Annotated in this window: 20 protein-coding genes and 2 pseudogenes; 5 read left to right on the top strand and 17 right to left on the bottom strand. The window is 68.9% G+C overall.

Annotated features, from left to right (window positions below):
• Nucleotides 1–1,293 precede the first annotated feature (1,293 nt).
• From ACGFIR_RS04240 to ACGFIR_RS04210, 7 genes and pseudogenes are all read right to left on the bottom strand, one after another.
• The gene (locus ACGFIR_RS04240; RefSeq protein ID WP_069089169.1) at nucleotides 1,294–2,205 is read right to left on the bottom strand and encodes a thiopeptide-type bacteriocin biosynthesis protein; all 912 of its coding nucleotides are present in this window, start codon (nucleotides 2,203–2,205) and stop codon (nucleotides 1,294–1,296) included.
• A gap of 13 nt (nucleotides 2,206–2,218) precedes the next feature.
• Complete coding sequence (locus tag ACGFIR_RS04235; protein ID WP_043325490.1) at nucleotides 2,219–3,295, bottom strand: lanthionine synthetase C family protein; 1,077 nt, start codon at nucleotides 3,293–3,295, stop codon at nucleotides 2,219–2,221.
• Nucleotides 3,292–6,033: a lantibiotic dehydratase gene (locus ACGFIR_RS04230; protein ID WP_064448554.1), complete on the bottom strand. Its 2,742-nt coding sequence runs from the start codon at nucleotides 6,031–6,033 to the stop codon at nucleotides 3,292–3,294. Before ACGFIR_RS04230 ends, ACGFIR_RS04235 begins: the two co-directional genes overlap by 4 nt.
• Before the next feature lie 68 nt (nucleotides 6,034–6,101).
• The gene (locus tag ACGFIR_RS04225; protein WP_082159628.1) at nucleotides 6,102–6,239 is read right to left on the bottom strand and encodes an FxLD family lanthipeptide; all 138 of its coding nucleotides are present in this window, start codon (nucleotides 6,237–6,239) and stop codon (nucleotides 6,102–6,104) included.
• 23 nt (nucleotides 6,240–6,262) lie between these two features.
• Nucleotides 6,263–7,502 (bottom strand): annotated as a pseudogene (gene fxlM / locus ACGFIR_RS04220) (methyltransferase, FxLD system).
• A gap of 432 nt (nucleotides 7,503–7,934) precedes the next feature.
• The gene (locus tag ACGFIR_RS04215) at nucleotides 7,935–8,477 is read right to left on the bottom strand and encodes a flavoprotein (protein ID WP_046569670.1); all 543 of its coding nucleotides are present in this window, start codon (nucleotides 8,475–8,477) and stop codon (nucleotides 7,935–7,937) included.
• Complete coding sequence (locus tag ACGFIR_RS04210; protein ID WP_051611166.1) at nucleotides 8,474–9,946, bottom strand: helix-turn-helix transcriptional regulator; 1,473 nt, start codon at nucleotides 9,944–9,946, stop codon at nucleotides 8,474–8,476. Before ACGFIR_RS04210 ends, ACGFIR_RS04215 begins: the two co-directional genes overlap by 4 nt.
• A 346-nt stretch (nucleotides 9,947–10,292) precedes the next feature.
• Between ACGFIR_RS04210 and ACGFIR_RS04205 the strand changes: the two genes are divergently transcribed.
• Together ACGFIR_RS04205 and ACGFIR_RS04200 are read left to right on the top strand one after the other, a co-directional pair.
• A complete protein-coding gene (locus ACGFIR_RS04205) occupies nucleotides 10,293–10,640 on the top strand; it encodes a hypothetical protein (RefSeq protein WP_091113588.1) in 348 nt (115 codons plus the stop codon).
• Nucleotides 10,641–10,645: 5 nt separating this feature from the next.
• Nucleotides 10,646–11,095: a hypothetical protein gene (locus ACGFIR_RS04200; protein ID WP_124778772.1), complete on the top strand. Its 450-nt coding sequence runs from the start codon at nucleotides 10,646–10,648 to the stop codon at nucleotides 11,093–11,095.
• 422 nt (nucleotides 11,096–11,517) lie between these two features.
• Here the strand turns inward: ACGFIR_RS04200 and ACGFIR_RS04195 are convergent, their stop codons facing one another.
• Nucleotides 11,518–14,970: a M28 family peptidase gene (locus ACGFIR_RS04195; RefSeq protein ID WP_393000510.1), complete on the bottom strand. Its 3,453-nt coding sequence runs from the start codon at nucleotides 14,968–14,970 to the stop codon at nucleotides 11,518–11,520.
• A 110-nt stretch (nucleotides 14,971–15,080) separates the two neighbouring features.
• Here ACGFIR_RS04195 and ACGFIR_RS04190 point away from each other — a divergent pair.
• Nucleotides 15,081–17,912 (top strand): annotated as a pseudogene (locus tag ACGFIR_RS04190) (LuxR C-terminal-related transcriptional regulator); the annotation flags it as partial.
• Here the strand turns inward: ACGFIR_RS04190 and ACGFIR_RS04185 are convergent.
• Nucleotides 17,898–18,017: an IS3 family transposase gene (locus tag ACGFIR_RS04185; protein WP_223201434.1), complete on the bottom strand. Its 120-nt coding sequence runs from the start codon at nucleotides 18,015–18,017 to the stop codon at nucleotides 17,898–17,900. The pseudogene ACGFIR_RS04190 and the gene ACGFIR_RS04185 overlap by 15 nt on opposite strands.
• Nucleotides 18,018–18,375: 358 nt before the next feature.
• Nucleotides 18,376–19,566, bottom strand: coding sequence for an IS110 family transposase (locus ACGFIR_RS04180; RefSeq protein WP_393143140.1), 1,191 nt, complete (start codon nucleotides 19,564–19,566; stop codon nucleotides 18,376–18,378).
• Nucleotides 19,567–20,106: 540 nt separating this feature from the next.
• Here ACGFIR_RS04180 and ACGFIR_RS04175 point away from each other — a divergent pair.
• Nucleotides 20,107–20,667, top strand: a complete 561-nt coding sequence (locus ACGFIR_RS04175) for a hypothetical protein (RefSeq protein WP_393143138.1) — start codon at nucleotides 20,107–20,109, stop codon at nucleotides 20,665–20,667.
• A 40-nt stretch (nucleotides 20,668–20,707) separates the two neighbouring features.
• Here ACGFIR_RS04175 and ACGFIR_RS04170 read toward each other — a convergent pair whose 3' ends face one another.
• Both ACGFIR_RS04170 and ACGFIR_RS04165 read right to left on the bottom strand, forming a co-directional pair.
• Nucleotides 20,708–21,553, bottom strand: a complete 846-nt coding sequence (locus ACGFIR_RS04170; protein WP_393143136.1) for a hypothetical protein — start codon at nucleotides 21,551–21,553, stop codon at nucleotides 20,708–20,710.
• Nucleotides 21,550–22,131, bottom strand: coding sequence for an RNA polymerase sigma factor (locus tag ACGFIR_RS04165; RefSeq protein WP_393143134.1), 582 nt, complete (start codon nucleotides 22,129–22,131; stop codon nucleotides 21,550–21,552). The genes ACGFIR_RS04170 and ACGFIR_RS04165 overlap by 4 nt, the downstream gene beginning before the upstream one ends.
• Nucleotides 22,132–22,442: 311 nt before the next feature.
• On the opposite strand from ACGFIR_RS04165, the gene ACGFIR_RS04160 reads away from it, so the two are divergent.
• Complete coding sequence (locus ACGFIR_RS04160) at nucleotides 22,443–23,000, top strand: hypothetical protein (RefSeq protein ID WP_393143132.1); 558 nt, start codon at nucleotides 22,443–22,445, stop codon at nucleotides 22,998–23,000.
• Here the strand turns inward: ACGFIR_RS04160 and ACGFIR_RS04155 are convergent.
• The 5 genes from ACGFIR_RS04155 to ACGFIR_RS04135 all read right to left on the bottom strand — a co-directional run bounded on the left by ACGFIR_RS04155 (nucleotide 22,997) and on the right by ACGFIR_RS04135 (nucleotide 26,804).
• Nucleotides 22,997–23,701, bottom strand: coding sequence for a NucA/NucB deoxyribonuclease domain-containing protein (locus ACGFIR_RS04155; RefSeq protein ID WP_393143130.1), 705 nt, complete (start codon nucleotides 23,699–23,701; stop codon nucleotides 22,997–22,999). The two genes, ACGFIR_RS04160 and ACGFIR_RS04155, sit on opposite strands and share 4 nt — an antisense overlap.
• Nucleotides 23,702–23,774: 73 nt before the next feature.
• Nucleotides 23,775–24,980 (bottom strand): IS110 family transposase, encoded by a 1,206-nt coding sequence (locus tag ACGFIR_RS04150; protein WP_393143128.1) that lies wholly within the window; start codon nucleotides 24,978–24,980, stop codon nucleotides 23,775–23,777.
• A gap of 353 nt (nucleotides 24,981–25,333) precedes the next feature.
• A complete protein-coding gene (locus tag ACGFIR_RS04145; protein ID WP_393143126.1) occupies nucleotides 25,334–25,663 on the bottom strand; it encodes a hypothetical protein in 330 nt (109 codons plus the stop codon).
• A gap of 202 nt (nucleotides 25,664–25,865) precedes the next feature.
• A complete protein-coding gene (locus ACGFIR_RS04140) occupies nucleotides 25,866–26,486 on the bottom strand; it encodes a hypothetical protein (RefSeq protein WP_393143124.1) in 621 nt (206 codons plus the stop codon).
• 6 nt (nucleotides 26,487–26,492) lie between these two features.
• Nucleotides 26,493–26,804 carry a hypothetical protein gene (locus tag ACGFIR_RS04135; RefSeq protein WP_393143122.1) on the bottom strand — a complete coding sequence of 104 codons (312 nt, stop codon included), beginning with the start codon at nucleotides 26,802–26,804 and terminating at the stop codon, nucleotides 26,493–26,495.
• Between the last annotated feature and the right edge of the window lie 10 nt (nucleotides 26,805–26,814).

Raw genomic sequence — 26,814 nt, 5'->3', positions numbered from 1 at the left:
ACTTTCCCCAGCAGCCGTGTCGCCAATGGCCGCCGCCGCGAGATGGTCAGCCCTGCCTACTTTCTATACCCGGCGGTGACTGCTCCTGCTCTACCCTTGGGAAGAATTGGTGCCATTCAAGTCCAACATCTGCCCGAATGCGTTAAGAGCCGAGCGGCTAGTCACATCATTAGCAGGCGCTCGCATTCGCCATTCGGATACTTAATCAGCAGGCTTCGGCCATCGCCGCGCTTTAGGACATCTTGCACTAGATCATATACTTGAATTGCGCGGTTGATGGTGTCCGTTCTGGTATCTCCCGACTTCCGGACGGCACTATCGAGCGCCAACATTGACCTTTGAGTAAAATTGACGGTTACACGGGTTAGCGGCCCGCTGCTCCCACTCGCACCTCCAGACGCAACTGCCGGAGGGGTGATGCCGCCATCGGACTCACGCCGTTTCGGAACGCCGCCATTGCCCGCTTCAACAGACCCCTTCGCTGGCATATATATCCCCTTCTCCCATGCCCGGTACTCTTTATCGCTGCTGACAGTTCCCAGGAAAATTTAAGACACTTCGCGTTACCAATGGGCGCCCGTCAACAGACTCACGGGTTCAGGGCTGCTAGTCAACCGTCCCTCCAAGCTGGAACATCGCACACCATGTGCGACGGGTCTTGCGATGCACGTTGAGACCATGACAATGGGCCTAGGAGTCTCGTCCTACGACCCATGTCGGTCAGTCTTTATGCACAGCGACCGCACCCGATCCAACACGCAGGAAGGAAGTGAAGCTTGTTCGCTTGCACGATTGGGGTTATGCAGTGAACCAGGGGCGTTGCCCGTCCCAGCAGATTGACCAAGAGCTCAACCTGGCCGATCACACTGACCCCATCGAGTCCGAACCGTCGGACAAGGCACGCGTCTGGGCGCATCACCGAACAGAAAGATCAACGGAAGGGAATTTCTTCGCAACCTGGTGGCGATTCGCCATTGAGATAAAGTTTCTGCCTTCGAAGCGAACGGCTCGACACGCCCTAACCCTATCCGGGCTACTGGTAGCCGCAATCGCCGCAGCGGTTACATGGGTTGCCGCTTCGGTGAATGAAATTCCCGACGCCATTTCCGTGCCTACACCGATACTGGTCCCGTTGATCCTTCTAGCAGTTAGGGCAATCGTGACGAAAGGTCGGCGATAACTGGCCCGACTGCACACTTCGGACGCCAAGGCCAGGATCGACCGAAGCGGTTCAACCATCACGCACCAGCACTTTACTTGGGGCCGGACGATGTGTCCGGCCCCGCCAGCGCTTCACGACCATTGGGCACTAGCCCCCTCTGTGAGGAGTCTGCTGTGTCTTGAACTTGCAAGCGCCGCGCGACTGGGCGCATCGACCTCTGTTGGCGGTACCGCAGATGGTGGTACGGGTTCGACCGGGCGTGGCCACTGCTCGCCTGGCGGCACGGGGGCACGGCCGAAGATGGCTTCCGCGGCTGCTTGGGCGAGGACGGCCTGGGTTGTGGCGGGTATCCCGATCCGGTTCCAGTGGAAGATCACGTGCTCTGCGATCACGGCGCGTAGCCCACGGGTGAGTTTTCCTGTGTCGCGTAGGTGGCGGAGGGCTGTGCCGGCGTTCTCGAAGGCGGTCTGCCAGTCGCTGGTGGTGCGGGTGGTGCCGAGTTGCAGGTGACGGACCTTGCCGGTGAAGGCTTCCCAGGTGGCGGGGTCGGCGGCGGGGGGCCAGGTGCGGTGTTCCAGGCGGTGTCGGGCGACTCGCGCCCATACGTCGCCTTGTTCGTTGAGGTCGAGTCCGGTGGCGCGCATGAGTGCCGTGCACAGGATGAGGGAGCGTTCCCGTCGGTCTGCCGGCTGATGGTGAAGGTAGGTGAGGAGGTGGCGGCTGTCGTGGTGGAACAGGGTGTGTGCGGTGTCCATCGCGTCGGGGCCGCCGAAGGCGTGGATCTCGGGTTCGTAGATGTCGCTGGTCCAGGCGCGCGTTCCGGTGAGCAGGTCGTGTACCGGGCCGGGGTCGGTGTCGGGCGTGGTGGGCAGGTAGCGGATGCGCCACGGTCCTTTGCGGATGAACCACCAGGAGGTGATGAGGCCGGCGGTCTCGGCGGCGGGTAGGACGCGGTGGAGGTGGGGTATCGCGTGTTGTTCGCGTTCGTGGCGGCTCTGGCCAGGGTAGGTGATGTTCACCTGTTGCCAGGGGGTCTCCTTCATGGCGGGCCTTTCGTCAGCTGAGTAGGAGGCAGGCGTCCCACGAGGTTGAGGTTGTGGAGGCTGCGGCCAGGGCGTGACCGGCTGTGCCGTCAAGTAGTCCGGTGGGTTCGTCCGCGGCGGGGGTGGCGTGCAGGTGGAGGCGGGTCAGTGGGGCGAGGGGTGTCGGGGTGAGTGCGTCGGCGGCGATGCGCCGGCCGGTGGCGAGGAGGCCGGCGGTGCCGTGGCAGAGGCTGCGGTCGGTGAGACGGCGGATCTGTGCGGGGTCGTTCACGCAGGTGGTGAACGCCGTCTCGGCGAGGAGCTGCCGGGCGGTGTCGTGCAGGGCGAGGGCGGCCAGTTGTTGGGCGCGGGCGATTCCGGGGGTGCCGTAGCACCAGGAGGGGCGTAGTGGGTGTTGTTGTGCGGGTGCGCCGTGGTGCAGGTCGTCGAGGGTGAGGGTCTGCGGCCACCAGATGGTGTCGGCGGTGTGCTGCTGCCAGGTGTCCAGCCATCGGCATATCCGCAGGATCGCCTCGGTGTGTCCGTCGACGGTGATGCCGGCGCGGTGGGTGAGGGCGAGTAGCGCGAGTGGGCCGGTGATGCCGTGGGCGATCCCGTGGTTGGCGTGGCCTCCTGGTGGTGGTGGCTGGTGTCGGTCGGGTCCGTTCGCGCACCACCAGCCGGGGAGGTCGTTGACCGGTTCGGTGAGCCGGACCAGGTAGGTGAGTACCTGGCGGAGCAGGTCGTGGTCGCCGAGGCGGTGCAGGGCGACGCCGAGGCCGGTCAGGCCGCGGATGAGGTCGTACTCGGCGTAGTGGGGCCGCTGGTGGGAGTCGATGCGGCGGTGGGCGGCGTGCAGCCGTCGGCGGGTGACCGTGGCGGTCCCGGTGGCGGCGATCGATCGTGCTCGGGTGAGGCCGGGTTGGTTGGGGGTGGCGAGGACGAAGGCGAGTGCGGGTGCGCCGTAGAAGAGGCTGGCGCCTGCGGCGATGCTGACGCCGTTGGCGGTGGCGGCCCGCAGTGCCGCGTGGGCGGCGGGCCGGTTGCCGGTTTCCAGGTGTAGAAGGGCGACGCCGGCCGCCCCTTCGGCGAGGGACTGTGCTGCGGTCACGGCGTCGCCTGGCGGGTGCGGGCGACGGCGCGGGCCAGGCGGAGGCAGTGCCGTTCGGAGGCGGGGTCGACGCCGATCATGCGGGCGTGGTGCAGGTGCAGAATGTCGGTCAGTACCTGGTCGAGGTCGAGGTTGTCGGCGTGGGCCAGTGTCCGGTAGGTGGCCAGTGCCTTGTCCAGGTCGTCGTCGCGGTAGGGGGTGCGGGCGAGGTCGAGCTGGACGGGTTCGAGTCGGGGGCCGCGGTGGTGGGGGACGTGTTCGGCGAGCCAACGCGGCCCGTCGCCGGTGAAGGCGTCCGCGATGGCGATCATCGTGGCGGCGGTGCTGGCCTGGCGGTCGCCGGTCAGCCGCTGCAGGGTGGCGCGGGAGTCAGCGGCGAAGACCGCTTCGGCGGCGGTGAGGGTGGGGCCGGTGCCGTGGCGGGTCTCGGGCCGGTAGGTGCGCAGGCTGTAGTCGTGCAGGACGCGTTTGTGCTCCAGTTGTTGCGCCCATTCGGCGAGGCATGCGGCGGTGGCAGCGAAGGTGGTGTCCTGGAGTGGGATGCGTAGCCGCAGGTGGGGCTCGGGGTCCGGGTACCGGAGGAACCACCAGCCCGCCGCCGGGAGGTTGCCGGTCCGGTGGGCGAGGTCGGTGAGGATGTCGTCGGCCCGGCCGTACAGGCGGGCCTCCAACCACGGTGACTGGCCGGGCCGATGCTGTTGTGCGGTCACGGCCCGCGCTGGTCGGCTCGGGTGGGTGGCCGGACGGGTGTGCGCGAGGGTGAGGAGGAGTTCGGCGGGTCGGCCGCCGATCCAGCCGGCCGGGCCGGGAGCCTCGGTGAGGGTGGTGCGGGCGTGCCGGTCGACGTGCCGGCGCAGCACTGCCAGGTGGGTGTTGTCGTTCAGGTCCAGACGTACCTGCACGTCGTCGGCGCCGACCAGGACCTCGTCCGGGAGCCGGTGCTGTTCACGGTATCGCTGCCAGGCGTCGCGCCAGTGGGACCATGCCAGGGTGCGGGCGGGGAGCGCGGTCCGGTCGATGGTCCAGCGGGCGGGGTGCACGATGCTGCGTCCGCGTCGCAGGCGTGGCAGGAACGGCAGGCTACGCGCGTGCCCCCAGTCGAATCGGCTGCACGGAGCCGTCCACGCCGTCCAGATCTCGGTCAGGAACCGCATCAGGGGCTGCTGGAGGTCGGGTAGCAGCACGCTGTTGAGCAGCAGCGGCTCGACCGGTCGCCCGGAGGTCCGCGACACCAGCCACAGCCGCTGGCCGTCGCCGGTCACCGCGAGGTCCGCGAGCGTCCACGGCGGGTCCGGGTGGAAGTCGCCGACGGGCAGGACGGGCAGCACCGCAGGTGTCCGGGCGACCGCGGCCAAGCGGGCATCCAGCGGCGGGCCGGACAGTTGCACCGTGTCCGCGCCGGGCAGGGCGGTCGGCAGGTTCCGGTAGACGTGCTGGAACGACGCCAGCTCGGCGGGAGAAAGCAGGTGCAGGAACCGGCCGGCGGCGACCCCGGCGTGGCGGGCTCCGCTGACCACCGTCAACGTGAACGCGCCTCGGTCCAGGTCCTGTGGGGTCGCGGCGGCGAGGGTGAACCGTAGTTCGGTGTGTGGGATCGGCGGCCGGTCGTCATCTCCTCGTAGGCGGCCTGTCAGCTCGTCGTCGAGGATCACCTCCGTACAGTCGTTCAGCGCCGACTGCTGGGCGAGCTGCGCGAGGAGCCGGTCGCGGGCGGTGAACACCGCAGGTACACGCCGGGTGGAACCCCGGTATCCGGCGGGAAAGCCCAGAACGTTCAGGACGTCGCGTAACGGCACGGCCGCGCCCGGGCCCCACCGCTGAATGAACGCGCCGTGGTATTCCGCCCATCCCGGCAGGGGCGCTGCCACCGCCACCAGCGTCGACGCGGCACGGGCCGCCTCGTGGAGCACCGCCGGTGGCAGCGTCACCGAGGCGTCGACACGCAGGTCGACCGCGACCCGGTCGCCGGGATCGGGCATCGGGACGTGACGGGCCAGGTGGGAGGCCGGGTCGGTGACAGTCGTCGCCGGCCGCAGCGCCGACAGCAGGACACCCGCCTGGACGAGCGACGCCAACATCCGTTCGGCCGCCCCGGTAGCGGCGGGCAGCGGCCCGGCGACCCGGGCGGCGAGGTCACCGAACATGACCGGGGAACGCGCCGCGCGGATCGCCGCCCGCACCGGCCTGGTCAGACGGATCTCTATGTCCCACCTGCGGTCGCCGTCGCCGCGCAGGCAGGGCAGCACCCACACCTCGCCGCGCTGGTACCCCACCGAGTTCGTCACCACCGCGACGTCGCGCAGCGCCGCCAGGTCCTGCTCGGCGCGCCCGGTGTGCTCGGCGACGAACGTCCCGTCAGGGCGGGTCACCACCTGATGCGCCTCGCCCCACCGAACCGATGCGCGGGCGCCGAACTCGACCGGAGCCACCCCGGCGAAGGTGCCGAACGGTGTCGCCCGGGTGGTCCACCTCAGCAGGTACCGGACCGTCGAGTCGACCATGCGCCCGAACCGGCGGTCGGTGGTCGGCGCACTGGCCACGGTCCGGGTGATCTGTTCGGCCAACTGGGGTGTGGCAGCGGCGACGGCGGTGGCGAATCCCGGCAGCGCCCACACTGCGGCCAGCCACTGCCGCCACTGCTCGGGCTGATCCGTCGTCAGGTCGGGCCACGCGGGCAGGGTCAGACCGCTGGGGTAGGCGGCAACTCTGATCAGCGCCGCACCGGCCGTGGGGAACATGAACGCACCCTCGAAGACGGGGGCCCGGCGCTGGAGACGCCGGGCCCGGGGTGGATCGTCAGGGACGGTTACTTGCTGCCGCCGGAACAGGCGTTCGAGCCCGTGTTGCCCGAGCCGCAGCCGTCGTCGGTGCTGGTGGCGTACCCGCTGGCAGCGGGGCCGGCGTCCACCAGGGTGATGTCCAGGTCGAACTCCTCGAGTTCCATGGTCTCCACTCGCGTGTTCCTTCCTATGCGGAGGTGAAGGTGAGGACGAGGCGACTGTGTCGCTTGTCCAGCACCGTCCCGGCCGGCAGGGCGCCGTCGGGAGTACCTGCGGGTAGGACGTGCAGCACCGGAGAGGGCTCGCCAGCGTCCACCCACGCGCGCATGTGCCCGGCCATCCGTCCCGCCGCCGCGGCGGCGTCGGGCCCGTGAGCGCAGGCGCCGAGGTCGAACGTGTCGTCGGTCCAGCGCAGCGTCGACCGGTAGGAGAACGTCCCCTCGTGCAGGGCGGCGGGCGTACCGAACCGCCAGGCAGGGGCGACGATGCCGGCGTCGACGGCCTCCTGCTGCGCCGAGAGCACCACGAACTGGTCGACCTCATCGGCGAGGCGGGCCGCCAGCCACAGGTCCAGGTCGGCCAGGACGCTACGAGGCGGCAGGCCCACCCCTGCCCATGCCTGCTCCTGCGGCTGCGACAGCAGCCCACCGACCGATTCCGGGTCGACCTGCTGGCCCTCATCCAGCCGCAGGTGGACACCGGCGGCGATGTCGACATACCGCATCTCGTGGGCTCCGGTGCCCCGCATCGCCACGAACCCGCAGAGGCGCTGGCTGTGGCTGACCAGCCGGTCACCGACCCGGCGCAGCGCCCACGACCGGGTCATCCCGAACGTTCCGTAGCGGCACCACCAGCACGCCGTCCTCGGCGAGCTGCGCGATCCACGCCGCGGGGATGTCCCACGCCCCGGCCGTCACGATGATCAGGTCGTAGCAGCGCCCCAGGTCGATCGGCTGCTCCGCGTCCGCGCACACCACGCTGACATCGCCGTAACCTGCCACCGCCAGACACGCCACCGCCCGCTCGGTCACCTCCGGGTCGATGTCCACGGTCGTGACCGAACCCGACGGCCCGACCAGCTCGCGCAGCAGCGACGCGTTGTAGCCGCCCGATCCGATCTCCAGCACGTGCCGGCCGTGCAGGCCACCGGTGAGGGCGTCAGCCGCCTGCCCGAGCATCTCCGCGATCAGCCACGGCGCGGACACCGAACTGACGGTCTCATCACCGAGCCGCTTGGTGACGACCGCGGTGTCGCTGCGGTACGCCTCCTCCATCGGGACACCCGGCGTGTACAGCTCGCGGGGAACCACCCGCAGTGCCGCCTCGACCTCGGGCCGCATCGTCAGCCCCTTGGCCGCATGGTCAGCGACCAGCTGGTCGACCATCGCGTCACGGAGGTCGTCGCTGCTCATCGTGTCGACGCTCATGTGCGCGTCACTCTCCTGTTCGTCAGGACCGCCGCCGTTGCGGACGGCCCGCACTTTCCGTTATCCGCCAAGGACGAACACGGCCTCAGACGCCCGAGGACTGTTCCCCTGCTGGGCAGGACGCAGGCCGAACTCACCGGGTGCCCAACCGGCAAGGCGACGCAAGGCGGCCCGGGTTCGATCAAGCCGCAGTCAACGTGAGGTCCGAGCCGTCCCGGCCACCAGCGGTCCCGGATTCCTCGGCAGCGGCGAGAAACTGCGGTACAGGGTCACACGGATCAACTCCCCTCGGGTTGGGCGGTGCCGGGGACCCCTGAGCGGCGGGCGCCGAGCGGTCATGTCCACCACTCAACGCCGGTCTGACCGTGTCGAACACCCTCGACACGGGATTTCGACACGGTCAGACCGGCCCCAGCGCCTCTCGGGGGCCGACTACGACAGGCGGGCGGACAGCCTGTGGAGTTCGTCGAGGATCACGTTCCAGCGGAAGGGCTGATCGTCGTGAGCTGGTCGCAGCGCCTCGGTGGCGGTGAGGCGTACGCCGTGGTCGGCGAGGAGCCGCAGGTGGGCGTCGAACGCGGGGTGGCGGGCGAGGGTGGGTTTGACGTACGGGGAGACGATGATCGGCATGCCTGCGCCGAGAGCTTCGTTGAGGATGCCGAGGGCCAGACTGTCGTTGATGCCGGTGGCCCACTTGTTGATGGTGTTGAACGTCGCCGGAACGACCGCGACGGCATCGGCGCGTGGCAGGACGCTCGGTTCGTCAGGATGCCGCTGCCGGTAGCTGACGGGCCTGCCCGTAACGGCGGCCAGCCGATCGTTGGGAAGCCAGGTGTGCGCGGTTTCGGTCGCGATGACGTACACATCCCAGCCGTCGCGCCGCACCGCCTCGACCAGCTCGACGATGCGGCGGGCCGGTGGCGCGGCACAGACCACCAGGTAGAGCAGACGGGCATTCGCGGATCCGGACGTCACGCGGCGATTCCGGCGCGTTCGGCGAGTGCCCGCAGGCCGGGGGTGACGGCGCGCCGCTCACGGGTGAGCAGGTCGCCGATCAGATGGCGCGTCCGGCCGTGCACGTGCACCGTCTGCGGCGCGATGCGTTCGGCTTCGAGCAGGTGCAGCACGGCTGCGGGATCGTTGCCGGGCGAGCAGGCGTAGGCGGCGGCGAGGTCGAGGTGGACCCGGGCGCGGCGGCTCACCAGGGCCGCCGGCAGCGACGAGGTGTCGAGCTGTTCTCCAAGGTGGATCGCCAGCTGAGGCTGGTCCGTTCGGGCGGCGATGCTGATGCGGTGGATCATCACGTTCGTCGGACCGAACCCGGTCCACAGGTCGTTACGATCGGCGCCGAGCCGCCGGGCCAGGGCGTTCGCGTCGTCGAGGTGCCGCTCGACAGCGGCGGGCTGGGCCTGCCGGGCGGCGATCAGCGCCGCGAGCAGAGTCAACGCCCCGTGGGCCGACAGGACACGCGGACCCGTCGACGCGGAGTCCCTCGTGTCCGTCACACCATCGAGAGCGGCCAGCACCACCTCCTCGGCATCGCCGACGCGGTCCGGCATCGCCAGCAGCGCAGTACCCACCGAGAACGCCGCCGCAGCGACGAGCGCAACATCCTCGGCCTGCTCGGCGGCGACACGAGCGGCACGGTCCGCCGCCACCCAGGCAAGGCTGGGATCGCCGAGTTTCACGGTGAGTTTGGCGGCGGCGAGATTCGCCGCCGCCAGCGACCCGACGGCCAGGGCGCGCTGCGTGCCGGTGCAGGTCCGGGTCAACAGGTTCGCCTGCTCGAACGTGTCGGGCAACGCCCGGACCGCCTCGGCATAGTTGCCACGCTGGTAAAGGCTATGGAGATGGGCCACCCGCTGACGGACCTCCGAAAGCGTGAGAGGCTCGACCGGCTGTTTCGGTGCGGCAGGTGCGAGCAGGTGCCGGCGCAGCTCGGCCAGCAGTCGCGACCTGGCATCGTGGTCGGCTTCCTCGCCACGGCCTGCTACCGCGTTGACGACTGAGACCTGCCCGGTTCGTGTGGTGCGGCCCGCCTCCGGGCGCTCGCCGTGGAACCGGTCCGGCGGGCGTCGATTGTCGCCGACTTCGCCGTACCTTTCGCCTGTGGCCTCGCCGGCTGCCATCACCGCCTCGGGTACCGCTCCCCACCGCGCCCGCTGTGCCGCCTCGGCCTGCTGTGCCTGGAACCGGGACTGGAGGTGTCGGTAGGCGTCGTAGGCGGCGAGTAGCTCGCCCTGGGCGTCCAGCAGGGTGTCGCACTGCAGCCAGAAGATCCGGTCCACGACCTGCCGGCCCCGCTCGACCATTCCCAGGGTGCTGCGCGTCGTGTGCACCTGGCGTGCGAGGGCTTCCTGAATGAGTCCCCTCGACCTACGCAGGGCGGCGAGCTTACGGCCGAGATCGTCCCTGGCCTGTTGAAGATCCTGGCGATCAATCATGGGCTCGCCTTTCCGTTCGCATCGACCTGCGTCGAGCCGACTGTTGCGGCGCCCCGACGCACGGCGATTCGACGTTAGCGGATCGCACGCGACCTGGGCGTGGAGCTGGTGCGAATGGCGTGCTGGCCTGGCAGAGAGGGCGCCTGTGTCGAAAACCGGGGGGAGCGGGGTTGGCACCTCGAACGTCAGCCACGATCACGGCGGAACACACTTCAGCCATCCCCACTCCCGGCCCAACGGGCACGGCAACCTCAGCCTGCCGCCGTCACCGACAGACACCCCGGACACGATGTGCGAGTTCGGTGGGCATCGGCCCTCTTCGACGAGCGCGGAAGAGCGTGCGGTGATGCCCATAAAGGGCGCGCGGCGCCAGCCCTGCCGCAAGGGCTTTCGGCGGTTCAGTAGCCCCACCGGTGCCGGACGCGGGTTTCGCGTACCGGGATTTCGGGGTGGGGACTTCGGGTTCGTCGCCTACGCCGACACCGACACCGCCCAGGACGTCCTGGTCCGCGTTGTCGGTGGCGACACCGACCCGGGAGCCCAGACCGCCCCCCTCGCACGCGCCCGCGAGTTGTGGTGGCTCTCCCGCGCCGTACGGGCCAAGTACACCGCCATCTCCCGCGCCGTGCCGCTGCTGCTCGCCGGGTACGCCGGCGCCGCCACCACCGCAGCCCTGGCGATCTGGGCCCGGTGACCACGATGACCGCGACCACCACCCTCGTCGTGCAGGACCCCGTCGACGCCTACGAACTGTTCGCCCACGCCCGCACCGTGCTCAGGCTGCCCCTGGACGGCCGATGGCACCTGGTCGACCACGGCCGCGTCCACATGCTGCAAACCCTGCCCGGACAGGGCGCACCGGCCCTGGCCAGCGTGCACCTCCCCGTCGACGGCAGCCGGCACCCCGGCGAGCCCCACGCCGGCATCCCCGGCGGCTACGCCCTGCTCGCCTTCACCACCGACGGCGGCGACACCAACAGGACCCAGCGCCGGCACCGCGACCTCGCCGGCCAGGCTAGTGCGTGGCTGACCCACCGACGGCTTCGCTGGACCTGGTCACACGCCGACGGGCCCTTCACGACCAACCACGCCGATCTTGCGACCAGGGGCCAAATAGTTGATCTTTTTGGGGGTCTGCGCGGTCCCTGATCGCTGCCACGGTGGTTGACCGCTGTGAGTCGATCTCCTCTGAGCATCGGCGAGCTGGTCGAGCACTGGACCCTTGTCCCTGCTGAGCTGGACCTGGTTGCGTCCAAGCATGGCGAGATACGGCCGGGTTCGCGCTGTTGCGGAGGTTCTACGACCGGTACGGCCGCTTCCCGCGAGGTTGGGCAGATCTGCGCCCGGAGGCGATGGACTTCGCCTCTCGCCAGGTCAAGGCGGAGCCGGGTTACTTGGCGTTCTACGGAGACCAGGGCCAGCGGATCCATCACACCCCCAATCGGCTAGATCAACCCGACAACGCACCCAGAATCCAATCCACGGATTCAGGCTAAGGTCCGGTCCGGCAGCGGAACAGGGGCGCAGGACCTGCGGCAGGGTGGGGCGAGCGCCCCACCCTGCCGTTGAACTCAGCCGATCTGCAGGGTCACGTCGTCCAGCACGAAGCTGGTCTGCAGGTAGGCGTCCTCGGTGCCGGTGAAGGTCAGCGTGACCGTCTGGCCGGCGTACGCGCCGAGGTTGACGGTGCGCTGCGTGTAGCCCGTGGCAGCGTTCATGTTGGACAGCGACGCCACGGTGGTGCCGTTGGCCTTGATCGTGAACACGTCGTAGGCGAGCGCCCCGTACTCGTTCGTGTCGATGTGCAGCCAGTAGGTCAGTACCGCACTGGTGCAGCCCGACGGGATGGTGACGGTCTGGCTGATGGCCTCGGTCGCGGTGTAGCCGTATCCGCCGAGCCACGCGTACCGGGTGCCGCTGCGCGGCACCTGCCCGATAGAGGTGCCGATCGCGCCGGTGGAGCCGGTCCACGGCGAGGTGCCGCTTTCGAACCCGCCGTTGAGGATCAGCTGGGCGGCGGTGCAGCCGCCCGGTCCGCCGGTCACGGTCAGCGTGTACGTGGTGCTGTGCGACACCGACCCCGTGCCGGTGATGGTGATGGTGTAGGTGCCGCCGGCCACCGACGAGCCGACCGCGATGGTGGCGGTCGACGAGCTGCCGGAGGTGACCGACGACGGGCTGAACGAGACCGTTACGCCCGTGGGGGCGCCGCTGGCGGTCAGGGTCACCGTCTGGGCGCTGCCCGAGGTGGTGGCGGTGCCGACGGTGGTCGTGGTGCTGGACCCCGCGTTCACGGTGCCCGACGAGGGGCTGGCCGAGATCGAGAAGTCGTTGGTCGGCGTCGAGGTGCCGACCGCCCGGTTCCACAGCGTGTAGGCGATGCCGTCGGCAGCCCGGTTCAGCGCGGTGGCGTCGATGTTGCTGAGGGTGTCGCACGAGGAGTGGTAGCAGGAGTCGTAGGACTGACCGGCCGTGCCGCCCCACTTCGACGCCTGGGCCGACGTCTTGGTGGCGCTGGCGCCCATCGCGTAACCGGAGGTCGGGATGCCCGCGTTCTGGAACGAGTAGTCGTCGGAACGGCCCTGGCCCTCGACGTTCTCCTCCGGCTGCAGGCTGAGGGAGTCCCAGTACGCCTTCATCGGCTGCGACGCGGTCGAGGTGATGTTGTTGATGAAGTAGCCGCCGTTCTTCGACGCGATCATGTCGAAGTTGTAGTAGGCCTTGATCGCCGTTCGCTGGGTACTGGTCAGCGAGTTGACGTAGAACTTGGAGCCGTTGAGGCCCTGTTCCTCGTCGGTCCACCAGCCGAAGCGGACCTTGTTCAGCATGGTCGGGTTCTGCGCGGCCAGCGCGAGGGCGACCTCGAGCAGCGCCGCCGAGCCGGAGCCGTTGTCGTTGATGCCCGGACCGACCGAGACGCCGTCCAGGTGGGCGCCGAACATGTAGACGTTGCTCGCGTTACCGCCCGGCCACTCGGCGATCAGGTTCGGGCCTGCACCGCTGGTGCAGCCGGAGGTGCAGGGCTGCTCGGTGACGGTGAAGCCGGCGGCCTGCAGCTTGCCCTTGACGTACGCCACCGACTGCAGGTAGCCCTGGCCGGTCGAGCGGCGGGTGCCGCCGTTGTTGGTGGCGATGGTGCTGAGCTGTGTCAGGTGCGCCTGCACGTTGGCGACGTCGATGTCCGGCGCGGTGCCACCGGGGGTGCCGCCGTTGACCGTGAGCGTGTACTGCGCGGTGTGGGTGATCGAACCGGTGCCGGTCACGGTGATGGTGTACGTGCCCGCAGCCGCACTGGACGTGGTCGCCACCGTCATCGTGGAGCTGTTGCCCGACGTCACCGACGTCGGGCTGAACGACACGGTGACCCCCGACGGGGCACCCGAGGAGGTCAGCGACACGGTCTGGGCGCTGCCGGAGACGGTCGCGGTGTTGACCGTCGCGGTGACCGAGGAGCCCGCGTTGACGCTGCCCGAGGTGGGGCTGACCGAGACGGAGAAGTCGGTGCTGGAACCGGTGCAGGTCGGGTCACCGGTCTGGGCCGGGACCGCGACCGCGTTCCACGCGTCCTTGGTCCGGTTGAACAGGACGCACGAGGAGTCCAGGTTCTTCGCGGCGGTCAGGGTCGCGGTGCGGTACTTCTTGTGGGTCATGCCGGAGGTCTTCAGCAGCATGCCGCCGTAGAAGATCTTTCCGGCGGACTGGATGCCCACGCCGGTGACCGACGACGGGCCGCCCGAGCAGATGGGGCTGTTCGGCTTGCCGCCGCCCGGCGCGCTGCCCTCGGCGAGCAGGTAGAACCAGTGGTTGAGCGGACCTGCGGCCGCGTGTACCTCCGTGTTCGGGATCGACGAGGAGTAGCAGTTCGGGTGGCCGCCGACCAGCGAGGGGTTGTACATGTTGCGGATCGGGCCGTCGCCGACGAGGTCGATCTCCTCACCGACCAGGTAGTCGGGTTCGTCGTAGGCGCTGGACTGGTTGGCGTATGCCTCGGTCAGGGCGCCGAAGATGTCGCCGGTGGCTTCGCCGAGGCCGGCTTCGGAGCTGGTGCCGCCGGGGGTGTTCTGGTCCATGCCGTGGCCGAACTCGTGACCCACCACATCCATCGAGGAGATCCAGTTGCCTGCCGAGTTCTTGCCGATCGTGATCGTCGAGCCGTCCCAGTAGGCGTTCTGCTCGTTCAGGCCGACCTTGATCGGCCAGCTGCCGCCGTTGCCGTTGTGCCCGTTGCGGCCCAGCCAGGCCGACAGCATGTCCCATTCCTTCTGCGCCGAGTACACCGCGTCGACGCAGCCGGTCTCCTTGCTTGTGCCCACTCCGTTGCCCCAGCTGTCGTCGGCGCCGGAGAAGACGGTGCTGGTGCTGTAGTCCTGGCAGTTCAGGCCGGTGCGCGTGGTGTCGCGCAGGTAGTACGTGCTGCCCGACTGCGACGTGGTGATCGACAGTGGGCTGGGCCCGTTCCACTTGCCGGTGCCGGAACCGGCCGCGGCGTCCTCCTGCTTGGCCAGCACCTGGCCGTTGCGCGCGTCCACGAAGACATGCAGGTGGCTGGGCGCCGAGGCGGTGCGCCCGGCGACGACGACCTCCCACGCGAGTCGCGCGGTGCTGTCCTTGACGTGCACCACGAGGGTGCGCGACTCGACCTGGTCGACCTTGGTGAGCAGGCCCTTGGCGGTCTGCTCGGCGCGGTCGGCGGCGACCGTCGGCACGACGGAGACGTTGATCTTCGTCTTGGTGGCGGCCGAGATCGCCCGGATGGCGCCCCGGCCGTCGGCGAGTACGGCGGCGTCGCCGCCGACCACCGGCAGGCCCCGGTAGGTGCGCTCGTAGGCAATGGAGAACAGGCCGTCCACCCACGGGATCACCATGCGACGGTCGTACTGCTCGAAGGGGCCTTTCGCCAGCGCGTCGTGACCGCCGTCGGCAGCGCGGTCGGCTGCAGAGATCGCCAGCGACAGCGGGCTCTGCGCAACCGTGGGTGTAGGGGGCGGGGTGGCTGCGGTCGACTGGGTGGCCACCCCGGTCACGGTGCCCAGGGTAAGCGCAACCGCGACAGCGGCCGCCATGGCAGTTCTTCGATACATCGCAATCCTCCCGCCGAGATGGGTTGAGGGGTGTGGCAGCAGGGCCCGTGTTGATGGGATCTCCGGCAACCGGTGACAGCTCGGCTTTGGCGATGACACTAGGAACGGCGGAGGCTGGCCGAAATCAGGGCAACCCCTTGCTCTGGTGCGCGAAGGACCGTCGGGCGCACTATGATCCGGTGCCAGATTCTGCGACGGCAGTGAATGCGCATCAGGGGGCCACCGGCACCATGCTGCCGGTGGTACCGGGCGTCGTGCGCGGCGCCCGTCGGGTGGTGCTGTTCGGTCCGCCCGGGATCGGCAAGACCGCTGCGGCCGGTGTACTCGGGCAGCAGCTGGGCATGCCTGTCCTAAGGCTGGCTCCGAGCCCACAGGACGCCCAGGTCCCCTACACCGGACTGCTCGAACTCGCACTGGCCCTCCAACCGCTGCCGGCCGCGCGGGAACTCGCGACCGGAATCGACAAGGCCGTCGGAGTGCCGGGCTCTGCCGATCCCGCCGGGACCGCTCTACGGCTGCGCCGGTTGACCGCCACCCTGCTGCTGGACACCCCGCCTCTGACACTGGTGGTGGACAACGCCCAGTGGCTGGATACGGCCAGCGCGGCCGTCTTGCGTTGGGCACTGCGCCTGGCTCCCGACCTTCCCGTCATAGCCGCAGAGCGAATCTGGCGCCCGGGGAGCGAAGGCCACTGGTGCGGCGAGGACCCCTGTGCGGTACGCATCCCGGCGCTGACACCCGATCAGGTCGCAACCCTGCTGTCGCCGTACCGGCTAACCCCCTACGAGGTCACGCAGACCCACATCCGCAGCGGAGGGAACCCGGCCCTAGCCCTCGCATTCGCCGGGGCCCGCAGCCGCGCCACCGACCTGCCGGCCGCTCAGGGTCTCGTAGACGACCTGGTCCTGCCGCCGGCCGCCCGCCGACTGGTGAACGAATGGCTGGGCACTGTGTCGGCCGAAGTTCAGGAACTGTTGACGGTCGCCGCACTCGACGACCGGCCCGACCGCGAACTGCTGAGCCGCCTCGCCGGCCCGCCCGCCGACAACCTTCTCGCAGAGGCCGAGGCAGCCGGACTGATCAACATCGGGCCGGCCGACGGGAAGATCCGGTTCGCCGCCTCCGCGATCGGTGCCGAACTCGCGGCCCGACCGCCGGTCGCCACACGCAGGCTCCTGCACACCCGCCTGGCCGAAGCCAGCCGCGACAGCATCCGCCGCGACCGTCACACCACGCTGGCGGCCGACACCAACGACCCGCAGTCGGCCGACCGCGCCGCCCGCGCCGCCGCCCGCGCCCGGCTGCGCGGAGAACCCGCACTAGCGGCCGAACTCTCCCTCCTCGCCGCCGAACGTACCCCGGAGACCGACGCCGACCTGCTCACCGAACGGGCGCTGACCGCCGTACGCGACGCCGCCCACAACGGCGACCTGCCCCGCGGCCAGGCCGCCGTCCGCCTCGTCCTGCACCACGACAGCAGCCCCGCCAACCGCGTCAACGCCCTCATCTCCCTGATCGACTCAGGCGGACAGCACCTGCACAACGGCGACAAGCTGTTCGCCGACGCACTTCACGAAGCGGCCGGACATCCGGACCTGACCGCGCAGATCCTCATCCGCCAGGCGATCTGGGCCAACGTCAACGGCGATCCCGACCGGGCGTGCGCCCAGGCTGCCCGGGCCGCCAGCCTCGCCCGGAGCGCTGGCGACACCGCCACCACCGCCATGGCCCTCACGATGCAGGCCCGCATCCAACGCATCCTCGGCCGCCCCCAAGCCGAGACCACGCTCGGCCACGCCCTGTCCCTGCCACGCAGCACTCACATCCCCGTCAACGCCAGGCCCGAACAGCTCTCCGCCCGGCACGCCATCTTCGACGACCGTCTGGACGAAGCCCGCAGCGCACTGCTGCCTCTGCTCGTCGAAGCCGAGCGGACCGGAGACGCCGAAGCCACCGTGGATGTCCTGCGCAGCCTCGCCGAAGTCGAGATCCGCGCCGGACGGTGCGGACTGGCCCTCGACTACGCCGGCCGCGCCCTGTCGCTTACCGACAGAGCCGCCTTGGACCCCGCACCAACGTGCTACACCTCCGCCCTGGTCGAGGGCACCGCCTCGTGCACCGACTCCGCCCTCGCTCACGCACGCCGCGGGGCGGACACCTCCCGCCGGGAGGACAACAAAGTCTTCCTCTCCCGAAACCTCTTCGTCCTCGGACATCTTCTCCTGGTCACCGGGCGTCCGAAAGAAGCCCTGGAGGCGCTGGAAGAGGTCCGTACGCTTGAGAAGCGCCAGCAGGTCCGCGACCCGTCCGTCCTGCGCTGGCACGCCGACCTCGCCCAAGCCCTCATCTCCCTCGGCTACCTCGACCAAGCCCGCAAACTGCTGACCGATACCCGTCGCACCGCGACTGATCTAGATAGAAGCTGCGTCCTCCCCGTGCTCGACCGCTCCCAGGCACTCCTGGAAGCCACCCTGGGCAACTACGATGCGGCCGCCGACCTCCTCACCGCAGCAGCCGACCACCTCCGCCACCTGCCCATCGAACACGGTCGAACCCTCCTGGCCCTCAGCCACACCGAACGACGCGGACGCCGACGCGCCAGCGCCCGCACCGCGGCGCAGAGCGCCGCCGACCTCTTCAGCACGCACCAGGCACACCCCTGGATCGAAGCCGCCACCCGCACCCTCCACCAACTGGAGCCCGTCCCCGCGCACAGCAGTACGCTCCCCTGCCTCACCTCCGCCGAACAGCGCTGCGTCGAGCTCGCCGCCAGCGGAGCGACCAACCGCGACATCGCCACCGCCCTCACCATCAGTGTCAAAACAGTCGAAGCAAACCTCACCCGCGTCTACCGGAAGCTCGGCATCCACTCACGCGTCCAACTCGCGCACCTTGCAGCCCTGACGGCAGCGCCGGCAGAAGCCCTGCAGCCCGGCCTGGCGCATCAGCCTGGCAACGCGTTTGCGCCCACTTCCGACTCCGGTGCCCAGGCGTAACTCGGCGTGCGGCGTAAAGGAGCGGATTGGGCGAGGATCGCACGTGCTTCCCCGGACAGCATCCTCGCTACGTCAAGTCGCAAAATGCCGTGACGAGGATTTAGAATCGAGAAAGTTGACACAAAAAGCAACAGAGGCGGCCGGTTTGCTACTGTAACCGCCAGCAACGGAGCGCAGCAGCTATCCAATGCGACCAACAAACAGAGGTAATGAACGGCTGAATCGCAGGCAGTCGGCCTACCGACATGCATAGATGACGGTCTTAGGAGTCTCCATGTGACTCCGGGTGATCTTGGTGGGCAGGGTGGAGCGGCCGGCGCGATGGCGTTGCGTCGGCGGGGAGCGGTCTGCTTCAGGCTGCCGCGCGGATCACCGGTGCCGGTCGAGTGAAGGTTTTGCGGTCCCGGATGAGTGCCCAGAGAACGTCAACGCGTCGCCGGGCGAGAGCAAGAATGGCTTGCCGGTGGTTCTTTCCTTCGGCGCGTTTCTTCTCGTAGTAGGCGCGGGAGGTAGGGCATTCTCGGGCGGCGGTGAAGGCGGCCATCCACAGAATGTGCCGCAGTCTCCGGTGAAAGCGACGAGGCGGGCGATGGTTGCCGGAGACCGTTCCGGAATCACGGGAGATGGGCGCAAGGCCGGCGTGGGCGGCGAGTTTCGCGGGGCTGTCGTACTCGGTCATGCCGGCGGTGTGGACGAGCAGTTCGGCGGTAAGCAGGTTTCCCATACCGGGCAGACTTCCGATGATCGGCGCCAAGGGGTGCTGTTCGAGGTGGTCGGCGATGAGGTCGTCGACGGCGGAGATGCGTTGTTCGAGGGCGAGGATCTCGGTGGCCATCTGCCCGACCACCATCGCGGCGGCGCGTTGCCCGGGCAGGTTCACGGTCTGCTGCCGGGCGGCGGCGACCATCGCCTCAGCGACCTGGACGGCGTTCTTGACGTGCCCGCGCCGGAGCAGGGCGGTGATCCGGTCAATGCCGGCGTGCCGGATCGCCGCCGGAGTCTGCCAGCACGCCAGGACCATCATCGGAGCCTTCCGGTTGAGTTCCACCGCTCGCTCCAACGCCGGACTGATCCCGGTGAGCAGCTCCTGCAACCGGAACAGGGTCGCGACACGCTGGCCGACGAGGTCGGCACGGTAGCTGGTCAGGACGGTGAGTTCGGCGAGGAGCCGGTCGGACGGTTCCAGGATCGGGATGTCGGGGCGCATCCGGATGGTCTGGGCGATCACCAGCGCGTCGCGAGCGTCGGTCTTGTTCTCACCGGCGAACGCGGCGGCCATGTGGAACGCGACGGTCCCGGAGACGTAGCGGACCTGGGCCTGTCGGCGCCACAGCAGGGTCAGCAGCAGCGCCGACAGCCCGGTGGTGATGTCGACCGCCCAGCAGACCGGGCGGCCGTGCGTCGAGACCTCGGCCATGACGGTGAGCAGGGCGGTCTCGTCGTTGGCTACTCGGCGGGAGTAGACGAGCCGGCCGTCGCCGTCGACGGCGGCGACATGGTGGTGGGTCTTGCCGATGTCCACGCCGATCCACAGCCTCGCCACCCTCGCGCCTCTCCTTCATCCGATCGGGACTTCTGTCGGGCCGTCGTCTGTGGGTTCGGATTTGCCGGCACCTTCTACGAATGCGAACGCAGGTCGCGGATCTCCATCAGCGGTCTACCGAATCTCGCAGACGACGAAGCGGCGGGTGGCATCTCCTACCGTGAGCCAAGCGATCTCGACGAAACACACGCAGCCATACCCACCCCTCCCGGGCATCAGGGTCTACGGCCACCAGGGCCGCGCCCGTTCAACCAGCCCGCCCGCGAGGCGGGAAAGTGGGTGGGCACCTCGAGGCTCAGCCACGATCACGGCGGAACACACACAGCCATCCCCACTCCCGGCCCTGCGGGCGCGGCAACCTCGATCCTGCCGCCGTCACCGGCCGGCACCTCGGACACGATGTGCGGGACCCACGCCGCATGCTTCACCGAGCGCGGGGCAGGCGTACGGCATGGTGGCCCATGACGGCTGGTCGCCGGCCGCCGTTCCGACCGGCCTGATTCCTACGCCAACCATCGCTGCAGCGGCTTGAATAGCGGTGTGCGGGTCAGCAAGGACGGGCGGGACTGGCGCATCGGCACCGCCGCCGACGTCGGCTGGATCGCCGGGCACACCACTGCCGGCGTCTCGATCACCACCACCATCCCGCCGGCGTTCGACGCCTACGCCACCACCTACCAGGCCGACGACGTCACCGCCGCCGCCTACGAGCAGGCCGTGGTCGAGGACCTGGTCACGCACACGCCCGACCAGCCGTGGTGGCTGGCCTATCTCGACACCGGCGCCCACGACGTCGTCTTCCCCCACGCCCCGAGGGTGTTCCTCTACTGGAACTGGCCGTACGTGCTGGTCGAGGCCGGCCCCGAGCAGGCCCTCACCTGGCGCACCGGTGGTCACATGCGCCACGGCCGCGGAGTGCTACCCGACCTCTTCTTCCCCGCCGACCGGTCGTGGCTGGTCTCCGCGCTCTGGGACGACACCTGGACCTGCGTCGGCGGCCCAACACCACTGATCCACACCCTCGAACGCGACCCGGTAGCCAACGCCCGCGAGGTCCAACCCGACGAGGACGCGCTACCACCGGGGCTGACCCGCGAGTGACGACCCACGTCCCGGGGCCACGGTCAGCTTCCAACGGCGGCTATCCTCGCCACTTCTCGGCTGGTCGGCAGCCGCTGGTCGGTTTGCCGTAGATCCGCTTTCCGTCCGCGCCCACGTAGCAGTGCTCGAGTTGGTCTTCGGCCTGAAACAGCGGGCGCCTGTCGATCTCCACATTCTTGGCGTCGTAGCTGACCAGTTCAGGGGCGTTGTCAGCCTCTAGTCTGGCGTCGCTGGTCATCAGGCCGAACGCGCCTTCGGAGAGCCGGGCCGCGGTGGTGTGGCCGTCGCCGTGGTCGAGTACGAGCCGGTGGACACGTCCGCTGACCCGGCCGCTGACGCTGACGTCGCCACCGTCGGACTCGGTGGAGGTCAGCAGCAGCCGCTGCACCGGCCCGGGCAGCCACTCACCGTGCGGCCACGGCTCGGTGGCGCCTCCGCCGGACTCCCGGCCCGTGCCCGGCGACTTGACGTCGCAGGTGGCGTAGCCGACGTCGTTCATGAACAACACCAGCGCGCGGTCGCCCCGCTCCATGGCCACCGCCAGGTCGGCCAGGGACACCGGTACGGGTCGCTCTCTCGGGTTCTGCCGGGCCTGCCGTTGCGGGGAGTTCCACCGCAGGCACCGCTCGGCCGCATCCCGCAGCATCGGCGACAACTCACCCGATCCCATGGCCAACACCTGCACGGCCGATCGGTCCGGCCGCTGCCACACCACCACCGCGACACCGGACGCCACGGCCAGCAGCACCACCCCCGCCACGGCGGCTCGCAGTCGTGCCGTACGAGCCGGGCGCGGGCGCACAGAACCAAGGATCCGAGCCCGCATCGCGTGCGCCGCCTCCGGCGGCAGGTCCCGCTCCGCGGGCAGGTCGAGAATGTCGTTCACCGCTTCCCCTCCTGAATCTCCTCGGGCAGCAGCCGCGCCAGGCGGCTGCGCGCCCGACTGACCCGGGACCGCACCGCCACCTCGCTAATGCCCAACACCGCTGCCGCGTCCGGGTACGACACGCCGGACCACAGGCACAACGCCACCGCCTCCCGCTCGGCCGACGGCAACCCGCGGACCACCGAGAGGACCTCGGCCATCCGCCGCTCGTCGTCCAGCCGCGCGGAAACCTCCTCGGCGAGGTCACCATCGGCGTACCGCTCCGCCGGTAGACGCCGGAGCAGCGCCAGCCACCGGCGCGCCGACCGCCACTCGGAGCGGACCGCATTGGTGGCGACGACCAGCAGCCACGGCAGCGCCGAGCCCTCCACCAGACGGGCGTCGTGACGGCGGCGCCACGCGACAAGGAACGTCGCCTGCGTGACGTCCTCGGCCGTCGACCAAGAGCCGGTCAACCGGAACGCGTGGTTGTAGACCGGACGGGAGTACCGATCGAAGAGCCGACCGAACGCCGACTCGTCACCGGCGGCGATCGAAGCCCACAGTTCCTCGTCCGACGGCCCTACCTGATGCCTCACACCACACTATGGCCGCCCACGCCGACTCTGTTGCAGATCACGGCGCACCTCTCGAACGAATACGTGGATCCAAATCTTCGATGCGCGGATGGATGGCGAGGGCAGGGTAGCGCTATCGGGTGATTCGTCCGTTGCTGGGTGTGACGTTGTGACTGGTGCCGGACATAAGCACGGTAGGAGGGGGGCGCGATCCGAGGTGTGTTGGGTGCGTCGCGGACCTCACCGACGAACTTTTCCACGATGTCCTGTGCGCCGGACCGGGACTCGAACCCCTAACCTTCTTATCCGTGGAGGACCGGCATAATACGGGGATGCCGATTCTCTTGTCTAAAATAGATACTGTCGTCCTGCCATCACACGAAGTGTTCTGCCTCTACTCGCGTGAGGAGAGGGAGCAGAGGGACCTCGCGGAAGCCGAGCGACTTGCCTCTGCTGACGGGGTCGGGTTCGCCTGGAGTGCCGTCGGGGTGCGGGTCGCGACTGAGGTCAGCAAGGCACTAGTGTCGGTGGAGACGTGGTCGGGGATGCCGTTACTCCTGCGGGACCAGGGTCCGTTTGACTTCGCGTGGGAGGGTGTCGTTGACTTCCCGGACGGCAGGTGGTGCATCAGCGAGTCGCTCGATTCGCTGACGAGGCTCGGCGTTGAACTGCCGTCGGGACCGGGCCGGTGCGGCGTTCGGGTAGTGGCGTACAACCACAATGACGTGCTCGATCGTTACGAGATGGCACAGGCGGGAACTGACGAGGAGTTCGCCGCCATGCTGGCTGAACTCAAGCGGCTCGATCCCGAGACGGCGGAGCGATACCAGATTCAATTGTGGCCGGTGAGGCGGCAGCGTGGCACCGCCCCACCGGATGAGCGCTCCTAAGTGTTCACCTTGACCAGGAACAGGTCTCCATCAAGCACCCGGTACACCTTGTAAAATTGATTTTCCAGCAGGTCGCGACCAACGTGCTGATTGTCGGCAGCATCGATTACGCGCACCGAGTAGCGCTGAAGGTCGGTCGGCTCCGGCGCTCCGGTTTGCGATCCCTCGTATGTGCTGGCGAAAGGGTATTCGTCGCAATTTTGAATCTGACCGTTATATTCACCCCAGATGTTTTTGCACAGTGCGACTGACTTGTTGCGATTATTGTCGTTTTCGGTTTTGTTATGCATTCGCGTCAGGGGTACAGTCTTGCCTGGAACGCTCTTTCCCACCCAGCTAGGGAATGTCAACATCGGCTGTTCCTGAGCATGAAGGATGTGTAGCGCACTCTCGTCCTGGGTTGGATCGTTGATGTCGACCTCGAAGACGAGTTGGTGATCGGTGAACACCGCGCCTCGGGCGGCGCCGACGTAGTCGGCCGAGTCGTAGCGGGTCCGGGAGACGCCCGTTTCGACCGGGAGTGTCCAAGTGAACTCGGGCTGCGCCGGGCTGTGTGCGTACAGGTTGAGGAACAGGGCATGCGGCACGATCTGCGGGCCGCCGCCGCTAACCTCTGGCGAGACGAAGCTGATCGACCAGTCATCCTGCAAGCGCCAGGAGGCGACCGCGGCGTCGCGGCTCGGTACCGTCGGGCAGGTCACCAGCGCCGCATTGCAGCCGAGGAACCCAACGCGGATGAACCTCGAAGCTCAGCCACGATCACGGCGGGAGTCTCTACGCGAGTTCGCACAGTGCCACCTCTGCCGATCTTGGTTGTTTGGGCTGGTAGGGGGTCTTGTCGCGGATGCAGGCCCAGAGAACGTTGAGTCGTTGTCTGGACAGGGCGGCGGTGGCTTGGCGGTGGGTCTTTCCTTCGGCTCGTTTCTTGTCGTAGTAGGCGCGTGATCGTGGGCAGTGGGTCAGGGCGGTGAAGCTGGACATGCTGAACACGCGACGCAGGCCCCGGTGGTAGCGGTGCGGCCGGACCTGATGACCCTGCCTGCGGCCAGAGTCCCGGGAGATCGGCGCGAGCCCCGCGTGCGCGGCGAGTGCGGCGGCGCTTGGGTAGGTGGCGAGAGTGCCGGCGTGGGCGAGGAACTCGGCGGCGAGGGTGGTGCCGATGCCGGGCAGGCTGGTGACGATCTCTCCCAGCTCGTGCTCTGCGACGATGCCGGCGATGGTTTCCTCGATGGCGGTGATCCGGTCGTTGACCGCTTCCAGGTCGGTGGCCATCTGCGCCACGATCACAGCCGCAGTGGCCTCTCCCGCGACGGCGACGGTCTGCGTCCGCGCGGCGGTGAGAACCTTGGCCGCGAGAGCCTTGGCGGCCCGCACGCCGTGCTGGCGTAGGTAGGCCAGGATGCGGGCTTCGCCGGCGCGGCGCAGCCCGGCTGGGGTCTGCCACTGCGCGAGGAGCCGCAGCGCGCCCTTGCTGTGCAGGTTCAGCGTTGTCTCCAGGGCGGGGCTGATCATGGTCAGAAGGTCCTGGATGCGGGCGGTGAGGCGGACCCGGTCGGCGACCAGGTCGAGGCGGCGGGAGACAAGCAGCTTCAACTGCTGCTGCACCCCGTCCGCGAGGGTGGGGGTCGGTAGATCGCCGCGCATACGCAGGGTCTGGGCAATGACGTAGGCGTCGTGGGCGTCAGTCTTGCGTTCGCCGTGGAACGCCTCCGCCATCCGCGAGGTGACCGTGCCGCTGACGTAGCGCACGTCCGCCCCGCGCTCGAACAGGACCGCCAACAGCAGCGACGCTGGCCCGCCGCGCAGGTCGACGGCCCAACGGATCGGCTTGCGGCGCTTACCCAGCCGCCCGACGAGGCCGGAGATGGCCTGCTGGTCGTTGGGGATCTTCTCGGACACCACCACATGGCCGTCGTCGTCAATGACGTACACGTGGTGGTGGGTCTTGCCGACATCGACGCCGGCCCACAGGCTGCCCATCGGGCATCACCCTCTTCGGTTGTCTGATCAAGGGGCGTGGACCCGCCGCAGTTCAGTAACCACAACTTCGGAAAGGGCGATCGGTCGCAAGTCTCCATCCAGTGCTGATACAGCGGTCATCAGCGAGGGACGGGGCGTCCTACTCCAAGCTGGCCATGACATCGGCAGCACACACCCAGACAGTCACCCGACCCTCCGGGTCCACCCCAGCAAACGACACAGTTCGATGGCTGGTTGCGGGTCCCAACGAACACCAGGAGCCCAAGCCGCCGCTATCAGGGGCGTCGCGCCGGAACGCCGGGCTGCCACGATCTTGCGCGCCGGTGATGGTCACCGGGCAGCGAACCATGCCGTCAGGTGTCGAGGCATGCGAGGTTGAGGCGTTCGAGCAGGCTGGGCTTGCGGGCGTGCGCCGCCCGTAGCTCGGCCAGCCGGTGCCGGAACGACGAGCTGTCCCCGTCGCGTTCGCTGAGTTCGCGCAGGTCGACGAGGAGTTGCACGGCGATGTCGTACTCGCGGGGTTTCTTCGTGGCGATGAGTTCGTCGACCCGCTGCCATGCGGCGGGTTGGTCGACTGCGAGGGTGTCAAGGTGCCGCTGCCGGGCGGCTGCGGCGGACCGTTCGCGGCGGACCCGGTCGCGTTCACGCTGCTCGGTGTCCCGTCGTTCCCGCTGGGCGCGCAACTCCGCGGCGGTGGCGAGTAGTTCCCCGGCGGTGCGGGCGACTGCCGGGGTGGGCGTATCAGCGCGGTGTTCGTCGCGGTAGCGACGCAGCAGTCGGTTGCGCAGGTGGCTGTCGCCGCTGGTGATCAGGTCGGTCAGGATGGCGTCCTTGTCCCGAGCGGGCAGTCCGACGACCCAGGTGCGTAGTTGCCCGGCGGTCGGTTCACCCGGGGGTGGCCGGCGACGATCCGGCCGCCGCGGCCGCGATCAGGTCAGGGTCGATGCGCAGGAACTCGGCGACGGCGGTGAGGGCCGCGTCGAGGGTGTCCAGCCCGGCGGGGACGGGTGGTTCAGGCTCGTCGTCGGCGATCTCGGCGGACTGTACGCAGCGCAGCCAGGCCAGGTAGAGCAGGCGCAAATCGCCGGCGGCGAGGCCGGCCCGGACCGGGATCATCGAGGTGAGCAGGCCGTGGCCGTCGAGGTCCCACTCGTCGGCGCCGTCCTCGTCCTCGTCGTGGAGGTCGATGATGACGTGCTTGCCGGCAGTCCAGGCGCAGGCGCTGTCGCCTTGGCAGTACTGGGCGGCGGTGGCGGGGTCGAGCACGTGTTTCGGTAGTCGCAGCATGATCTGGCGGGTGCCCCAGTTCGCCAGGTACAGGTGCGCGTCGAAGTACCGTTCCATCAGCGTGCGCGGGTTGCCCTTGAAGTTGCCCCACTCGTAGGTGTTGACGAAGCTGGTGGCAGTGATGTCGGCCCGGGTGGACAGCGACCGCAGTTCGGCCCGCTCGCGGCCGGTGAGGGATCGGTCGACGGCGGTGAATTCGTAGTACTGGTACTCGCTCATCGTGGCCTACCTTCCGGCCCAGTGCCGGTAGGCGTCGATCCACGCGGCACCGTCCGGCATAGGGGTGGGTAGCGGCAGGTCGAGAAGGCCGACCCGTTGCCGGTGGCGGCCTCGGGCGCAGACCGCGACGATGCTGTCCGCTGCCAGCTCGATCTTGCCTACGGTGACCTCGACGCCGAGGACGGTGGTGGTGAACGGCACCGCCAGATGCTCCTCGATCATGGCGAACAGGCCGGCACGCTCGTCCTCGTGACCGTCCGTGTCGACGGTGGCTTCCTCGATCATCGTCTCCAGCGCGGCGGTCCCCTTCGATGCCATCGGCGGAGGA

It is taken from the genome of Micromonospora sp. NPDC049051 (assembly GCF_043197575.1).
In the GTDB taxonomy this organism is placed as follows: domain Bacteria; phylum Actinomycetota; class Actinomycetes; order Mycobacteriales; family Micromonosporaceae; genus Micromonospora.
This window is presented reverse-complemented; position numbering and strand designations above follow the sequence as displayed.

What these genes read in the sequence shown, in the direction of transcription:
- ACGFIR_RS04160 (WP_393143132.1), top strand. Translation starts at nt 22,443, where the DNA reads ATGCCGATTCTCTTGTCTAAAATAGATACTGTCGTCCTGCCATCACAC.
- ACGFIR_RS04210 (WP_051611166.1), bottom strand. Translation starts at nt 9,946, where the DNA reads ATGATTGATCGCCAGGATCTTCAACAGGCCAGGGACGATCTCGGCCGT.
- ACGFIR_RS04230 (WP_064448554.1), bottom strand. Translation starts at nt 6,033, where the DNA reads ATGTTCCCCACGGCCGGTGCGGCGCTGATCAGAGTTGCCGCCTACCCC.
- ACGFIR_RS04150 (WP_393143128.1), bottom strand. Translation starts at nt 24,980, where the DNA reads ATGGGCAGCCTGTGGGCCGGCGTCGATGTCGGCAAGACCCACCACCAC.
- ACGFIR_RS04240 (WP_069089169.1), bottom strand. Translation starts at nt 2,205, where the DNA reads ATGAAGGAGACCCCCTGGCAACAGGTGAACATCACCTACCCTGGCCAG.
- ACGFIR_RS04225 (WP_082159628.1), bottom strand. Translation starts at nt 6,239, where the DNA reads ATGGAACTCGAGGAGTTCGACCTGGACATCACCCTGGTGGACGCCGGC.
- ACGFIR_RS04140 (WP_393143124.1), bottom strand. Translation starts at nt 26,486, where the DNA reads ATGAGCGAGTACCAGTACTACGAATTCACCGCCGTCGACCGATCCCTC.
- ACGFIR_RS04135 (WP_393143122.1), bottom strand. Translation starts at nt 26,804, where the DNA reads ATGGCATCGAAGGGGACCGCCGCGCTGGAGACGATGATCGAGGAAGCC.
- ACGFIR_RS04205 (WP_091113588.1), top strand. Translation starts at nt 10,293, where the DNA reads ATGCCCATAAAGGGCGCGCGGCGCCAGCCCTGCCGCAAGGGCTTTCGG.
- ACGFIR_RS04200 (WP_124778772.1), top strand. Translation starts at nt 10,646, where the DNA reads ATGACCGCGACCACCACCCTCGTCGTGCAGGACCCCGTCGACGCCTAC.